A 15,412-nucleotide genomic window follows, 5' to 3' on the forward strand; every position below is an offset into this window, starting at 1 on the left:
CCTTAGATAGTGTGCAAATAACATAAATTAGAGATTTGTGTTGTTCATAACCACCCAGGAGGATGTACCGTTTCCAATAAAACCAAATATCTGTTTCTTAAATTTACCGTTGGTTATTATACGGATTGTTGTAAAAAAAGTCAAGAATTTTTTTCAAAACAAAAATCCCCGTCTTTCACAGAGTTCTGACTCTATGGAAGCCGGGAATTTTATGTAAGTATAGTAATGAGATTATGTCAGCTATATGGCAGAGGTTCTTGTGCCATACAGGTCTGTCGCAATGATAAAATGATAATGATTATTTAACGATCATACCAGTCTTTCTGTCGCTGAAGATTGCTACTTCGATCAGGAAGATCACACCAAGGATCAGCTGCTGTAACTGGGTTGGCATCATCAGCATTACCAGACCACTGGAAAGTACTTTGTAAGTCATAACGCCGAGGAGGATGTTGTAGAATCTAACTTTGGCACCGCCGTTTACCGGCATTCCACCAAGTACCAGGGCAATCATGATCTGTGTTTCCAGCTGGTTACCAGCTGTGGATGTAACGGAACCTACTTTGATAGCATTGACGAATGCTGCAAGTCCTGTGATACATCCTGCTGCTACGAAGATGAGGATCTTTGTACGCTCTACGCGGATACCTGCATATCTTGCTGCTGTTTCACCGGCACCGATGGCTTTCAGTCTGTCAGGTGTAGCTTCTTCCTTTGTGATGGAACCGATCTTCACACCATCTCGAAGTACACTGATATTATCAGACTGCTCGATAACCTCCTCAAGGTCATGGGAAATAAAGATTACGCAGTTTCCTGTGTCACGAACCTTGTGCATTACCTTGAAAAGCTCTTCACGGCCTTTCTGTCCAAGTGCTGTTGTTGTCTCGTCTACAACCAGAACCTTCGGATTAAAGTAGGTAGATTTTACGATCTCTACCAGCTTACGATCCTCGAAGTTGTAATCATCGATCACCTTAGTTGCATCAATATAGTTGAATCCATAGCTGTCCAGATATTCCTGGGCTTTCTTGTTCTTGGCTACAACTTCGTTACTTCCGATGGCGTAAGTATAAGTACCGATTTTTGTATATTTCAAAATGAATGCGCAAAGCAGATATGCGATCAGTGCCAAGATCAGGTTGACCGGATAATCACCAAATGCTCTGTAGTCTGCTGAAAGTATTACGTTCTTTCCGTTTGTGGCGTATACACTGAAGTCCTCATAGATCAGGGACAGCGCACATGTAACGATCAGGGAAGAGATATGTAATTTAATATTGGAAAGCAAAACAGGAAACTTCCATCAAAAAAACAGCAGTAAAGTGTATGTCAATCCAATCCACCTTACTGCTGCCTGTTTTTCCTGATAACATCTATAGCAATATTCGTCAAACAGATATTCACAATCCGCTTCGCGGTCTGCTCATAATTTTATGTTCGGCAACACCCTTTGCGGCATATTTACTTTTCAATATGTACCGCACCTACTGCACGGATGTTCATCGGATATACGTTTTCTTTTCCTGCAAATTCAGAAATATAGGAAACATAGTTCTCTGTCTCTTCTTCCGGTACTACACACATGATAACACCGGCAAATCCGCCTCCGTGGATACGGCAGATACCTTTGCCCAGTTTCTCAAGGAAGAGATCTGTAAGAGCAAGCGCAATAGAAATCTTCTGCTCTGTATATGCTTTGATCGGATAGCAGTTCTGAAGTAATTCCCAGGAAGATTTTCCGGATTCACTGAGAAGCTTCAGTACAGTCTCACCGTCTTTCTCTTCAACTGCTTTTGCGGCTCTCTCTACACGTTCGTTCTCTTTGAAGAAATGAATCGCTCTTAAGATTGCTCTGTCATTATCGATCTTATCCATATTTGCAAGCACTTTCTCAAGAGTTGTCTCACAGAGAAGATCTGCTCCTGCTGCCTTGGCTGCTTCTTTCATTTCCATAGGGATCTCAGAGTATTCTTCACTTAAATCAGCATGACCTTTTCCTGTATTAACGATTACAAGATGATGATCATAATCATGGAAAGAGAAGTTTACTTTCTCATATTTAGGATTCTCTCTGTCTGAGAAGTCCAAAAGGATCGGACCGCCAACTGCACATGCAAGCTGATCCATTAATCCAGAAGCCTTCAGCCAGTAAACATTCTCAGCATACTGTCCTGCTTTTGCATAGTTGATGTATGTCATTGCACCATCATTAAAGAAATAATTGATGATGGAACATACCAGCATTTCGAAAGATGCAGAAGAGCTTACACCTGCTGCGCGGATTACATTTGTGGTCACATAAGCATCAAAACCCGCTACTTTAAAACCGAATTTCTGAATAGCTTCCACCATACCTGCTACCAGAGATACGGTTCCTTGAGCCTTCGGTACGCTGGCAAGATCATTGATGTCTACGACAACTTCCTTATCATATCCTTCACTGGTGATACGGATAACACTGCTGTTGTTCGGGTAAGCAGCACCGATGGTATCCATGTCAATGCTGCCTGCGATCACGCGGCCGCCATTATGATCTGTATGGTTTCCTATAATCTCTGTTCTTCCTGGTGCTGTAAAAAATTCTGCTGTATCATGATGGTAAATTTCTGCGAAATGATCAGCTACAGCCTGAAAACGTGCTGCTGATTTCTCTGCTTCGCCGTAAATACGTGTCAATTCATTTTTATTTGGAATATTCATTGTAAAAATCCTCCGTTGCTCTCTCCGGTCTGTCCGCCGCTGCATAGTAACATCATATGAAACTGGGCGGCAGACGGGAATATGTGTATAGAATGTTTGGGAGCAGCCTTGTTTCGGCCCCACTCTTAAAGTCTAGTATATCTTGCTGCAACAGGAAAATCCTTGATAATCTAAGGAGAAAATAGTAAAATCTTGCGTTATTCTGGAAAACAGCGTACAATGACTTTAACCAGACCGCCTGATCACTGCAGAAAGGAGAAAACACATAGTGGCTGAGATCATAACCGACACCTCCCAGAAAGAACTGAAAAAACATGGCAGCGATGAATTTCCTCTGCTTGTGAGCTATGAGAAGCTTTCCGGCTACAAATCCGGTTCTTTTCTGTGGCACTGGCATCCGGAAATAGAGATCACCCTTGTTCTGGAAGGCCAGATCCTTTATAAAGTACACCAATGCACTTATCATATGAACACCGGTGATATTCTCCTTGGAAATGCCAATGTTCTCCACGCAGGTTTCATGGAAGATATGAAGGATGGCAAATATGTGTCCATCACTTTTCTGCCAAAGATCATCTATGGAGCCTATGAAAGTGTACTGCGCAGAAAGTACGTAGAACCTTTTTTACAGAACTTTTCCATTCCGGCGATTTATATTGATCATTCACAACCCTGGCACAAGCTTTTCGCAGATTATGTAAAAGAGATCATTCGTCTGTATGAGGAAAAGAAGGAGTTCTATGAACTGGATATCACCGGAACCCTGCAGAAATTGTGGCGCTGTATGCTGCAGAACCTCCCCGGGGATCTTCCCTACACAGAACACAGTAAACTGGAGCGTAACCGGATGCGTGAGATTATGGATTATCTGGAACATAATTACATGAACAAGATCCAGATGAAAGACATCGCAGAAGAGATCCATCTCTGTGAGAGCGAGTGCAGCCGGTTATTCAAGCGTTATATGAATGTTTCTTTATTTACATTCCTGCAAGAATACCGCGTAGAGCGAAGTCTGGAGTTTCTCCTCAGTTCCGGTGACAGCATCATGGAAGTAGCCCTGAAATCCGGCTTCACAGATTCCAATTACTATGCCAAAGTATTCTCCAGAATCAAAGGCTGCAGCCCACAGAAATACAGAAAACAAAACGTTACTGTTCACTCTGTGAACAATAACAGCAAAACATCAATATGAACCGTGATACCTGACTATATTGTCTTTTTCACGTTACTATGCTGCAATTTTTGCAGATTACTATAACTAAAAATATTTAACGAAAGGAACAGAAAAATGGAATTATTAAACGGACGTCCTGCTGATGAAGCCGGACGGTTGGAAAAGGAAATCCGCGTTTATGATCTGCTGGATTCTCTTGGGATTTCTTATCAGAGAGTAGACCATGAACCGGCAATGACAATCGAAGCCTGCCAGGATATTGACAAACTGATGGGAACACATATGTGTAAGAACCTGTTTCTCTGCAACAGACAGGAAACAGCTTTTTATCTCCTGCTGATGCCTGGTGATAAGAAATTTAAGACAAAAGAGCTTTCTTCTCAGATCAATACTGCACGTCTTTCTTTTGCGAATGGAGCACACATGGAAGAATTACTGGACATCACACCAGGATCCGTAAGTGTTATGGGACTGATGAATGATAAGGATAACAAAGTACAGCTTCTCATCGACGAAGACTTGCTGGAACATCCTTATCTCGGATGCCATCCATGTATTAATACTTCCAGCCTCTGTATCAAAACAGACGATATATTGAAAACATTTCTCCCGGCTGTACACCATGAACCGCGATATGTGAGGTTACTGGGAGAATAAGAAATAACCATACCCAAAACAAAAAAGATGCCGCCAGACCATCAAAACAGATGATCAGGCGGCATCCTGTGCCAATTATGCCTCTTCTACAATCTTAACATTCCATGGTGAAACTGTGACCGTCTCTCCGTCCTGTACAGCTTCTCCTGAAAATAATTCTGTTCCGTTTGCGCCGTGATATACCACGTTCTGCTCTTCTGCAGAGTAGTTCAGGATATATCTGACACATTTTCCCAGATCATTGCTGCCTTTTCTTATGATCACCGGCCAGTTGTATTCCGGAATTTCTACTTCCACACTGTTAAGAGCTTCTGTGATCACTGCTTTTAAGGTGTTGTCATCTGTCATGCAGCCGATGTAGATAGCAGTTCCTTTTCCATAATGGTTCTTGGTGATCGCTGCGTATTCCTTCCAATTATAATGGTCATAGGATGCAAGTACCTCTGCTTCCTGAGGCATTAATAATTCCATAAATACTTTTGCTTCAGCTTTTTCATCTGCTCCCTTTGCAGTTCCATTGATAATGCTTCCTGACAGCCCTGTATTCTTCGGGAAAGTGAACTGCTGGTAGCTGATGCCGAAACATTTACTCAGAATATGGGGTTGCATTTCATGGCTTACTTTAACATTCTCATTTGCAAATGCGGTCTTGAACGTTGCCACCAATGTACCGCCATTTGCCGTGTACTGTTTCAGTTTTTCCAGCAGTTCATCCGGTGCGGCATAGAGTGCCGGAACAAAGATTGCTTTATACTGATCAAGATTATCAGATTCCGGCCATACGAAATCACACTCAATATTCATCTTAAACAGCGCATCATAAAGCCAGCGTACCACATCATTATATCCAATGCCGTTATCTCCTGCTGCGGTTGCTTCGATTCCAAACCATTCAAGAGCTGTTAATGCTTCATTGCTTACAAGAATGGCAACATCATTTTTCTTCTTCAGATTTACCAAATGGCTTCCAAGCCTGGAGAATTCGTTTCCGATGATGCAGGCTTCACGGTATGGTGCATTCTCCTGCATGTCATGGCTGAGAAGTCCTCTCCAGTATGTCTCAAAAGAATTATGGATAGAATGCCAGTGCCAGTACATCACACTGTTTGCACCGCTTGCCAGATGACTGTATGCCTGAAGTCTGAGCTGTCCCTTATAAGGAGTCCATCCCGGATAACCCTGTGCTTCTGTTTCCAGAACAAGATAGTTATCTCTCTTTAAAGAACGTGTCATATCACCGCCAAATGCAATCTCTGCCCCTGTCAGATCATCCTGTGTTGGATGATAAATATCTGTGCCCGCAATCGTCAGTGCTTTCGCTGCATGATAATGGTTTACATCAGGCTGTACTCCATAGGAATATCCCCGCCATTCAAAGTCAAAATTATGGGTGATAAACTGATCTTCTCTGCGGTATTCATTTACAATATCTGCCTGCCAGCCTAAAAACTCATCTACCAGTGTTCTCTGGAACTTCTCGAACTCTGCACCAAGGCTTCCATTGATAGTTCCTCTTACGTCTGGGAAATCTTCCCATGCATTGATACGGTTACTCCAGTAATCCAGACCAAATTCATAATTCATGGCATCCAGATCATTATTGAATTTCTTACGGAGATATTTTACAAATTTCTCCTGAACATTTTTACCTGCATTATCCTTTTGCCTACAGGCACTATAGCATATGCAAATCCGGAAATCAATATTCCTCTGCTTTCTGTAATTCTTTTTTATTACTCCGCAGAAACAGTATTCTGCTCCAGGTATTTCTTCAGCGAAGAAACATACAAATTCCCCACCTTGCTGAGAATTGAATTCTTTCTGGTAATATATCCGATCTCCATGTCACTGTTCTGGTTCTGCTCATCCCCTTCGAAGGGAATTGCCAGATAGTCACTGCCATTCAGCTCCTCGCAGATGATTCCGGAACACAGGGTATAGCCATTAAGTCCTACCATCAGATTCAGCATAGTCGCCCGGTCCGAAGCCTTAACTGTTCTGGAATATTCATTGGTAGACAGAATTTCCTCTGACAGATAAAAACTGCTCTTATCTCCCTGTTCAAAGGACAGACAGGGATATTCTGCCAACTGGCTGTAGCTGATAGATTTCTCATTTGCCAGTGGATGATTTTTCCACAAATATACATATGCCTGACAGTCAATCAAATGATGAAACTCCAGATTCGCAGAGTGGAGAAGCTTTAACAGTGCCTTTCTGTTGAAATCACTGAGATAGAGTACTCCCACCTCGCTTTTCATGGTGCTGACGTCACTGATCACATCTGCAGTCTTTGTCTCCCTGATGGCAAATTCATATTCCGACACATCAAACTTCTGCACCATATCCACGAATGCTTTCACTGCAAAAGAATAATGCTGGGTGGAAACGCCGAATTTCTTCTTATAGGAACCACCCTCACTGTATTTCTCAACCACACTTTCATACTGTCCGTATATCTGACGGGCATACATCAGAAATTCTGTCCCGTCATTGGTCAGCGTCACACCACGGCCGCTACGGTTGAATATAATGATACCAAGCTCCTTCTCCAGCTCCTTCACTGCATTGGTCAGAGAAGGCTGGGAAATATACAACGCCTCCGCAGCTTTATTCAATGAACCGGTTTCGGAAATTGTGATGATGTAATTCATCTGTGTTAATGTCATATGGTTTCTCCCTTATATGATTAATTTTTCTATAGCAGTCTGAATACCTGCTCTGCAGTTGCAACCATATTTGCTTTTGCGGTGTCCGGATCCATTGCTTCTTCCAGCGTGGAAATTCCGCGTACAATTGGAAAGAAAGCATCTATTCCTGCTTCATTGCAGGCAACCGCCTCTTTCGTAACGCTTCCTGCAAATGCAATGGTTTTTGCACCATATTTCTTACCAAGCTTTGCAACACCAACCGGGGCTTTCCCCATGGCAGTCTGATGATCCAGACAACCTTCGCCTGTTACAACCACATCTGCATCCTTCATCTCCTCTTCCACATGGACAGCATCCAGAATAAGCTGTATTCCCGGTGTCAGCTCTCCATCCAGATAATTCAGAAATGCAAATCCAAGTCCGCCTGCCGCACCTGCACCTGCTGCATTCTGGTTATCTTTACCAATCACTTTGGCAGTAACCTCTGCATAGTTTTTCATGCCTGCATCCAGAACCGGAAGGATATCGGGGGTAACTCCCTTCTGCGGTCCATAGATATATGTAGCTCCCTGAGAACCGCAGAGAGGATTGGTCACATCACAGGCAATCCTGAAATTACACTGGGAAAGAAGTTCCTTCTTGTCTGAAATTTCTACAGATGCAATCCTTGCAAGTGCCTGTCCACCTTCCCCTACATCTTCTCCCTTTTCATCCAGAAATTTATATCCAAAGGCTCTCAGCATTCCCACTCCACCGTCATTAGTGGCGCTTCCGCCAATACCGATAATGAAGTTGCGGATACCTCTGCCGATTGCATGAAGGATCAGTTCTCCCACTCCATAGGTGGTAGCGGTCATAGGCTCCTTCTTATCTGAAAGTGTGATACCTGCTGCTGTTGCCATTTCCATGACTGCGGTATTACTTTCCCTGAGATATCCATAATATGCCTGAACCGGCTCATGATAAGGACCTGTAACTGTCACATCCACACGTTCTCCCTTCAGACCTTCGATCAGCGCATCCGTAGTTCCCTCTCCACCGTCAGCCAGAGGTTTTACGATCACTTCTGCGTCCTTTTTTGCTGCAAGAATACCTGCTTTGACAGCCATTCCTGCTTCCATGGAAGTCATACTTCCCTTAAATGAATCAACTGCAACTACAACCTTCATAACTTAAACCTCCAACTATCCATGTTATTTACCAGGACTGCTCTAGGACGGATGATACATATTATGTTCTTTCTCCAGTTCTTTATAAAGCTGCATACAGTTCCAGTTCTGATTATGCTCCGTCAGAACTGCCTTATAATCCACAGGTGTACCTGCTTTCCGCAAGGTATAGAGCACCTGGTCAAACAGATTCCCGGTAATTCCTGCAAGGATCAGCATTTCCTTCTCCATCTGCTCCTGAGGGATCAGCGCTGATGGAATCTGCACCTGAGAAACCTCTTTCACTCCTGCCAGATATCCGATTGGCTGACTATAGTCCTGGGGTTCTACAGTTTTTAAACGTATCTTAAAAGGCAGTAATGCCATCTTTAACTTGCGAAGCTTCTGCTGATCCTGAAAATTTATTAATAAAATAGTTGGTTTCATATAAACACTCCTTCTGATACAAGTAAGTCCCCACCTACTACTTATTGCTCTTTACAATTGAAGCAGGGTCTTCCTTGATTTGATTAAATAATTACAACTATTATACCCTCTTCACCTGCACCTGACAATAACACATACTCTGTGCTTTCATCCATTCTCAACAAAACACCCTGCAGAATAAAAACATGCAAATTACTGTTCACATACTACTCTCCCAAGACATACAAGTCAAAATCCCATTGCTACAGGCAATCTGGAATGAATTTTGACTGCGTTACTGAAAATGAAATAAACAGTAATGTAAAAGACTGCTCAAATAAGAAAGCAACGGGAAATATTGTAATTCACACACTATTGTGATAAAGTAGTGTCGTGCTATTTTTCATATCAGTAAACGAAAATAAAGAGGGAGGGAACAAATGAAAAAATTCTATTCGTGGTATAAAAAACATATTACCGCAGCAATCTTTACCGGTCTGATCCTTGGTATCATTACCGGACTGTTTCTGGCAAACCGTTTCGAACCGGTACTTGCCATCACAAGCCTTATCGGAAGCATTTACATGAATGCCCTGAACATGATGATCTTTCCACTGGTCTTCTGTTCCATTATCATGGGTATCTCCAGCATCGGTAATGCCCGCACAACCGGCAAGATCACAGCCGGCGCCATGATCTTTTTCCTGTGCACCACAGCACTTGCCAGCCTGGCAGGACTGATCATCCCGCGACTGATCCATCTTGGCGAAGGTGTTAAATTCGAGATGGCAACTTCCGACATCCAGGCAACTGAGATGACCAGCATTCTGGATACCATCAAAAACCTGATCCCATCCAATCCGGTTGCAGCTTTCGCAAACGGAAATATGCTTCAGGTACTTGTATTCGCAGTCATCGTAGGCTTCACACTTATCGCCATCGGCGAAAAGGGTACTGCACTTCTGAAAGTCATCGATTCCTGTAACGAAGTCTGTCTGAAAGTCATCAGCACAGTTATGTACTTCACACCTATCGGTGTATTCTGTACTATCGTTCCTGTTGTAGAAGCCAACGGTACAGAAACCATCATTTCACTGGCAACTCAGCTGATCATCCTGTATGTGGCATTCTTCGGATTTGCCCTGGTCATTTACGGCGGCTCCGTGAAATTCATCGGCAAAGAAAACCCTGTGAAATTCTTCAAAGCAATGCTTCCTGCAGCTCTGAACGCATTCGGAACCTGTTCCAGTTCAGCGACCATTCCAATCAGTAAACAGCGTATGGAAGACGAAATGGGCGTATCCAACAAGATCACAAATATTGCCATTCCTCTTGGCGCTACTGTAAACATGGATGCCGTATCCATCCTGATGTCATTCATGATCATGTTCTTCGCCAATGCATGCGGAATTAGCGTAAGCATTTCCATGATGATCATAATCCTTCTGGCAAACGTACTCCTGTCAGTAGGAACCCCGGGAATCCCGGGCGGTGCCATCGCATCCTTCGCAGCCCTGGCAACCATGGCAGGTCTGCCTGCAGGAGTTATGGGCGTTTACATCAGCATCAATACACTCTGCGACATGGGTGCAACCTGCGTTAATGTTATCGGAGACATGGCAGGATGTGTGGTCCTTAAGGAGAAGATTAAATTAGAAGATTAAGCAACCCCTAAATCTGTTGTTTCCAATCGACTTAACGCAAAAAAGCTGCTGTGCATTTCTATAACTGAAACGCACAGCAACTTTTTTATTTACAGCAATCTCTTCGTCACGTTACTCTACACCGAATAACTGCTCCACGGTTTATCGGTTAAATTGCTGTCTGTCTCTATTTCTTTAATCCGGTTGTAACCTTACAGTTAGTTACTTTCAGGCTTCCTTCAGAAGCAAAGAGTGACAGACTTTCTCCCGGACGTTTATATGCTCTTGCATTTAATGCAACACCGTCTACATAGATTGTAGCAATTGTATCATCTACGATCATTTTGATATTGTATTTCTTACCAGGTACCAGTTCCAGCGGTCTCTCCAGTCCGATATTCTGGTTTGCAGGCCATGGCCAATTTGGTTTTTTCTCAAATACATATCTGTCTTCTGTTACATTAAATACGAACTGGTAAGACTCAGCTTTATCCTCATCTTCATAGAATCTCACACCGAAAGTTCTAGTTCCTTCTGTGAATTCCACATCTGCTTCGAATTTGAAGATATCTCCTGTATCTTTTGCAACTACTTTTTCTGTACTCTTAGTTGGAGTATCAATTACAAAATCTTCTGTCTTTTCTTCTTTATCAAATGCATTCCATACAGTTTCCGGAATTCTTACACCAAGGGTTCCATCTTCTCTCTGGTAAACCTCATGTGCCATAAATGTTCCTGCCCAGATGAAGTTATTGTCATCATCATCCTGATCCTTGGTAGCAACCCAGCCAAAGAGGATTCTCTGTCCGTTCAGTTCAAAAGTACGTCCTGCATAATAAGATCTGCCGTCAAATGCATCATCTTTCGGTGCGATCCATGGACCTTCCAGACTCTTGCTCATACGGTATACCATTTTACTTCTGTCACTGTATTCTGTCACAATATGATACCACCAGTCACCAATCTTAAATAAGTCTGGCATCTCATGCATAGTATAGAGATCCGGTGCCCAGAAATCTCCTTCAAACTTCCAGTTTTTCAGGTCTTTAGATGTGAATTTAACAGTTCTTCCTGTCTGTCTTGTCTTTGGTCCCTGTAATCTTGCACCAAGAATCAGCAGATACTGATCATTTTCCTCATCGCGGATCACCCATGGATCTCTCCAGTCATCCGGGTCATAGCCTTCCTGTGGAGTGAAGGTAAGTGCATCCTGAGTTTTGTGCCATGTTACAAGATCATCGCTGTATGCATGCATCAGAACCTGAGATGGTTTTCCAAGTGCCGGATAATCACGGTTATAACCTGTATAGAAAATATGATACTGTCCTTCTGCCTCGAAAACACTTCCTGCAAAGATAAACTGATCCTGCTCTTCATCTGTTCCTCTCGGAATTGCCACACCTTTATCTTCGTAATGTACAAAATCAGAAGTTGTTGCCAGATCCCAGCCAAATGGTTCTCCAAATGGTCCCGGTTTTCTGGTATCTCTCTGATGATATAAATAGAATTTATCTCCATGTCCAAATGGCATGCAATCGCCAAACCATGTTCCCGGGAACTGATAGTATAATTTCTGCATAGTCTTAATCTCCTTTTTTATACTTTATTTCACTTTACAGGCCTGCTTGTACTTTTCCGGCAAACCTGTTATTTACTCATAAATCAAACTACTGTTATCAGGTAATTCTTGCATATTATCAACCTTTTACTGCACCTGCTGTCATACCTGCCAGCATCTTCTTGCTGCTGAAGAAGTAGAAAATAAATACCGGAAGTACTGTTACAGTGATGGCTGCAAATGTACCACCCCAGTCTGTCAGTCCCATGCTTCCTACGAAGTCATTTAAACCAAGTGTAATGGTTTTCATATCTGTAGATCTGGTAAATGTATAAGCATTAATATACTCATTCCAGCAGAATACTGCCTGCATGGTTGCTACTGTAATAATAGAGTTCAGTGACATCGGAACCACCATCTTAAAGAAACATCCTATCGGTGAACATCCATCAATGATCGCTGCTTCCAGCATTTCTTCAGGGAAGAATTTGCTGAATGAATAAAACAGCTGAATGGAGTAAGACAGTGAAAAAGCAATCTGTGGCAAAATAATTGCCGGGTATGTATTGATCAGTCCCATCTTATTAAAAATAGTAAACAATGGAATCAGTGCAACCTGCATAGGAAGCATCAATCCAAGAAGGAAATAATTAAGGACAAATTTTCTGCCTTTGAATTTGATTTTGCTTAATGCAAATCCAGCCATCAATGCAAATAAAAGCAGAGGAATCAATACACCGATCAAAACAATGATACTGTTTTTAAAATAAGTCAGCATATGGCTTTTTGTAAAAACATTGATAAAGTTTGTCAGCACCCATTTTGACGGGAGTGCATATGCCGGTAACTGTCTGAAATCATCCAGTGACTTAAAGCTTGAAGTAAATACATAGAAGAAAGGATAAACCTGCATCACAACAAGGATTAATGCTATAACCCATTTAATGATGCTCGGAATGGTTGGTTTTTTCTTTTTCATTCGTCATCCCCTCCTCCTGTGAATTTACGGAATAACATTCCAACTACCATACAGATGATTACGATCATGATCGCTACAGAACTTCCGTAACCATATTTCATACTGCTGAACGCCTGTTTATACATATAAGTTGTCATAAGTTCAGAAGCATTTCCCGGTCCTCCATGTGTTAACAGATAAGAGAACTCGAAAGATCTCAGGGAACCATTCAGTACCAGCAGACAGTTTGCAATGATAACCGGTTTAATATAAGGAATTCTTACATAAAGATATTCCTGCCATGTTGATGCTCCATCGATCAGTGCTGCTTCTCCCAGTTCATCCGGAACACCGATCAGTGCTGCATAAAAGATAACCATATACAGTCCCAGGTATTTATATGCTTCTACAAAAGCTGTTACATACAGTGAAATCTGAGGATTGGAAATCCACTCCATCAGTTTCAGAGATGGATCGATGAATGATAATACCTGATTCACAATACCGGTTGGAGTTACTGATAATAACTTTGTAAAAATCTGGCAAATCGCTACAGAAGAGATAACTACCGGAATATAATACAGAGTCTGTAAAGCAACTCTTCCTTTTTTAATACGACTGAGGAGAATCGCAAATAATAAACCTCCAAATACCTGAATTGCAACATTGATCACTGTATAAATCAGTGTATGCCATACAGTAGATCTGAAAACATCATCCTGTGTAAGAAGTTCAATGTAATTTTTGAAGCCTACAAATACCTTTTCACCAACACCGCTCCAGTCAAAGAAGCTGTAATATCCGGCCCATACAATGGACACGATTACAAATGCCGTATAGATAAGAAATGCCGGAAAAATAAATAAGAAAATTACTGATTTTTTTCCAAATGCTTTCTGCACGAGGCTCCCTCCTTTCCGAAAATCAAATTGTTTTATGTCTTTTCTTTCAAAGAGACTGACAAAAATTTTGCCAGTCTCCAGACTACTGCTTAAATTTTTTTATTTCTTTACCAGAGAATCACAGGTCTTAATAAATTCATCCGGTTTTATGATTCCCTGAGCAAGCTGCTGCTGTTCATCAACAATTTTAGTCATTACATCTGAATCCAGTTTATCATCCCAGGAAGTCCATGCTGTTTCTGCATCTTCAAACATTGGCTGTGTATCATAGTAAAGCTGTGGCAGTCCTTCCGGAAGTTCTTCATTAAACGGTGAGAAAACCTGTGCCTGATTGTAGCATGCATCTGTAAAGTTTTCGCACATATAATCGAAGAATTCCTGCATTGTATCATCATATGTTGCCTTATTAAATCCTTCCGCAAAACCTGCATGAACTGGTACGTTAGTAGACATATTGTCCATTCCTTCTGTATCCGGCACAGGGAAGAATCCAAGTTCACCATTGTCATACATTTCTTCTGCAAGGCTGATCTGTCCGGAGCCTGTATAGAAGATTGCACCGGAACCACCAAAGAATAAGTTACATGCAGAGGTAAAATCTACACTTGCAAATCCTGGTTCAAAATAACCTTTTGTTCCAAGATCAGAAAGAAGATTTACTGCATATTTTGCAGACTCATTGTCACTGAAAGAATCTGTTCCAGCCTGATAACCCTCAATAAATTCAGGACCAGTTACTCTCCATGGTGAGAAAGAAAGATATCTCATCAGCTGCCATGCATCAGAACCTCCCACAATAACCGGAATCTCGCCCTGATCTGCAATTTTCTGGCAATCTTCTTCAAATTCTTCCCATGTTGTCGGAGCATCTTTGATTCCTGCTTTTTCAAAGATATCTTTTCTGTACATAAAATACTCACAGTACAATCCCTGTGGGAAGAGATACATATTTCCGTCGTCTGCATCTGTAAGGAAATCTCTGATCGCACCATTTAATTTCTCATCATATCCGTTTCTTTCAAGTTCATCTCCCACATTAACCAGTGCATCAATATCTTTGCATGCTTTAGAAAGTGTTCCGTTCGGGCATCCAAAAATATCCGGAAGTGTATCACTGTTAATATACATCTGGAGTTTTGTAAAATAATCCTGCATATCGTTTACAAGTTCAATTTCATAATCCAGACCTTTTTCATCACAGAAATTTTTAAGAAGATAATCAAATGTCTTATACTGTTCTGTAGACTCTGTACCTTTTAATAAAGCAGTAATCTTCGTTCTTTTTCCATCGTCCGATTTCTTCGCAGAAGCTGTAACTGCTCCCATGCCTGTCAGAAGACTGGCTGTCATAGCTGCCGTCATGGCAAGTGATAACACTTTTTTCATTTTCCTCATTTACTTGTTTCCTCCTTTTAATTTGTGTTTCCTCGTTCTTGATGATTTTATTTTAGTCTTTTTGCCTTTTATAAACAATTGGAAATAAAAGTAAAAATAGGAGATTTGTGCACAAATTTTATACTGTGCACAAATCTCCTGTTCTATCGTCAGGCAGATAAAATCATCCGCCTCGCTGCTTGCCTGATTCGGTT

At 41.7% G+C, this 15,412-nt stretch carries 13 protein-coding genes; 3 read left to right on the forward strand and 10 right to left on the reverse strand.

From position 1 onward, the window contains the following. Nucleotides 1-298: 298 nt before the first annotated feature. Complete coding sequence (locus R8695_RS15625) at nucleotides 299-1,291, reverse strand: ABC transporter permease subunit (RefSeq protein ID WP_243139424.1); 993 nt, start codon at nucleotides 1,289-1,291, stop codon at nucleotides 299-301. Between the two features lie 173 nt (nucleotides 1,292-1,464). After that, a complete protein-coding gene (locus R8695_RS15630) occupies nucleotides 1,465-2,703 on the reverse strand; it encodes a galactokinase (RefSeq protein ID WP_154779493.1) in 1,239 nt (412 codons plus the stop codon). A 268-nt stretch (nucleotides 2,704-2,971) separates the two neighbouring features. Between R8695_RS15630 and R8695_RS15635 the strand changes: the two genes are divergently transcribed. Next, nucleotides 2,972-3,898 (forward strand): AraC family transcriptional regulator, encoded by a 927-nt coding sequence (locus R8695_RS15635; protein ID WP_167829729.1) that lies wholly within the window; start codon nucleotides 2,972-2,974, stop codon nucleotides 3,896-3,898. Between the two features lie 96 nt (nucleotides 3,899-3,994). Then, nucleotides 3,995-4,537 (forward strand): prolyl-tRNA synthetase associated domain-containing protein, encoded by a 543-nt coding sequence (locus R8695_RS15640; RefSeq protein ID WP_118509130.1) that lies wholly within the window; start codon nucleotides 3,995-3,997, stop codon nucleotides 4,535-4,537. A 75-nt stretch (nucleotides 4,538-4,612) separates the two neighbouring features. Here R8695_RS15640 and R8695_RS15645 read toward each other — a convergent pair whose 3' ends face one another. From R8695_RS15645 to R8695_RS15660, 4 genes are read right to left on the reverse strand one after another with little or no spacing between them, the layout of a single operon-like run. After that, complete coding sequence (locus R8695_RS15645; RefSeq protein WP_331669672.1) at nucleotides 4,613-6,370, reverse strand: beta-galactosidase; 1,758 nt, start codon at nucleotides 6,368-6,370, stop codon at nucleotides 4,613-4,615. Then, nucleotides 6,271-7,206: a LysR family transcriptional regulator gene (locus R8695_RS15650; protein WP_154779491.1), complete on the reverse strand. Its 936-nt coding sequence runs from the start codon at nucleotides 7,204-7,206 to the stop codon at nucleotides 6,271-6,273. Before R8695_RS15650 ends, R8695_RS15645 begins: the two co-directional genes overlap by 100 nt. A 29-nt stretch (nucleotides 7,207-7,235) precedes the next feature. Further along, nucleotides 7,236-8,357 carry a glycerate kinase family protein gene (locus tag R8695_RS15655; RefSeq protein ID WP_154779490.1) on the reverse strand — a complete coding sequence of 374 codons (1,122 nt, stop codon included), beginning with the start codon at nucleotides 8,355-8,357 and terminating at the stop codon, nucleotides 7,236-7,238. Between the two features lie 42 nt (nucleotides 8,358-8,399). Further along, nucleotides 8,400-8,783 (reverse strand): DUF3783 domain-containing protein, encoded by a 384-nt coding sequence (locus R8695_RS15660; protein WP_154779489.1) that lies wholly within the window; start codon nucleotides 8,781-8,783, stop codon nucleotides 8,400-8,402. A 419-nt stretch (nucleotides 8,784-9,202) separates the two neighbouring features. Between R8695_RS15660 and R8695_RS15665 the strand changes: the two genes are divergently transcribed. Continuing rightward, nucleotides 9,203-10,426 (forward strand): dicarboxylate/amino acid:cation symporter, encoded by a 1,224-nt coding sequence (locus R8695_RS15665; protein ID WP_154779488.1) that lies wholly within the window; start codon nucleotides 9,203-9,205, stop codon nucleotides 10,424-10,426. A 166-nt stretch (nucleotides 10,427-10,592) separates the two neighbouring features. On the opposite strand, the gene R8695_RS15670 is transcribed toward R8695_RS15665, so the two are convergent. The 4 genes from R8695_RS15670 to R8695_RS15685 all read right to left on the reverse strand — a co-directional run bounded on the left by R8695_RS15670 (nucleotide 10,593) and on the right by R8695_RS15685 (nucleotide 15,218). Continuing rightward, entirely contained in the window at nucleotides 10,593-11,984 is a 1,392-nt protein-coding gene (locus R8695_RS15670; RefSeq protein ID WP_025580901.1) for a GH32 C-terminal domain-containing protein, read from the reverse strand. 118 nt (nucleotides 11,985-12,102) lie between these two features. Next, a complete protein-coding gene (locus R8695_RS15675; RefSeq protein ID WP_008705243.1) occupies nucleotides 12,103-12,942 on the reverse strand; it encodes a carbohydrate ABC transporter permease in 840 nt (279 codons plus the stop codon). Beyond that, nucleotides 12,939-13,823, reverse strand: a complete 885-nt coding sequence (locus R8695_RS15680; protein ID WP_008705245.1) for a carbohydrate ABC transporter permease — start codon at nucleotides 13,821-13,823, stop codon at nucleotides 12,939-12,941. Before R8695_RS15680 ends, R8695_RS15675 begins: the two co-directional genes overlap by 4 nt. 99 nt (nucleotides 13,824-13,922) lie before the next feature. After that, nucleotides 13,923-15,218 (reverse strand): ABC transporter substrate-binding protein, encoded by a 1,296-nt coding sequence (locus R8695_RS15685; protein ID WP_008705247.1) that lies wholly within the window; start codon nucleotides 15,216-15,218, stop codon nucleotides 13,923-13,925. Nucleotides 15,219-15,412: the final 194 nt, after the last annotated feature.

Origin of the sequence: Blautia luti, from assembly GCF_033096465.1 — a bacterium.
Classification (GTDB): domain Bacteria; phylum Bacillota; class Clostridia; order Lachnospirales; family Lachnospiraceae; genus Blautia_A; species Blautia_A luti.

Coding starts and splice junctions, on each gene's coding strand:
- R8695_RS15630 (WP_154779493.1), bottom strand. CDS start 2,703: ATGAATATTCCAAATAAAAATGAATTGACACGTATTTACGGCGAAGCA.
- R8695_RS15640 (WP_118509130.1), top strand. CDS start 3,995: ATGGAATTATTAAACGGACGTCCTGCTGATGAAGCCGGACGGTTGGAA.
- R8695_RS15650 (WP_154779491.1), bottom strand. CDS start 7,206: ATGACATTAACACAGATGAATTACATCATCACAATTTCCGAAACCGGT.
- R8695_RS15655 (WP_154779490.1), bottom strand. CDS start 8,357: ATGAAGGTTGTAGTTGCAGTTGATTCATTTAAGGGAAGTATGACTTCC.
- R8695_RS15660 (WP_154779489.1), bottom strand. CDS start 8,783: ATGAAACCAACTATTTTATTAATAAATTTTCAGGATCAGCAGAAGCTT.
- R8695_RS15665 (WP_154779488.1), top strand. CDS start 9,203: ATGAAAAAATTCTATTCGTGGTATAAAAAACATATTACCGCAGCAATC.
- R8695_RS15670 (WP_025580901.1), bottom strand. CDS start 11,984: ATGCAGAAATTATACTATCAGTTCCCGGGAACATGGTTTGGCGATTGC.
- R8695_RS15675 (WP_008705243.1), bottom strand. CDS start 12,942: ATGAAAAAGAAAAAACCAACCATTCCGAGCATCATTAAATGGGTTATA.
- R8695_RS15685 (WP_008705247.1), bottom strand. CDS start 15,218: ATGAGGAAAATGAAAAAAGTGTTATCACTTGCCATGACGGCAGCTATG.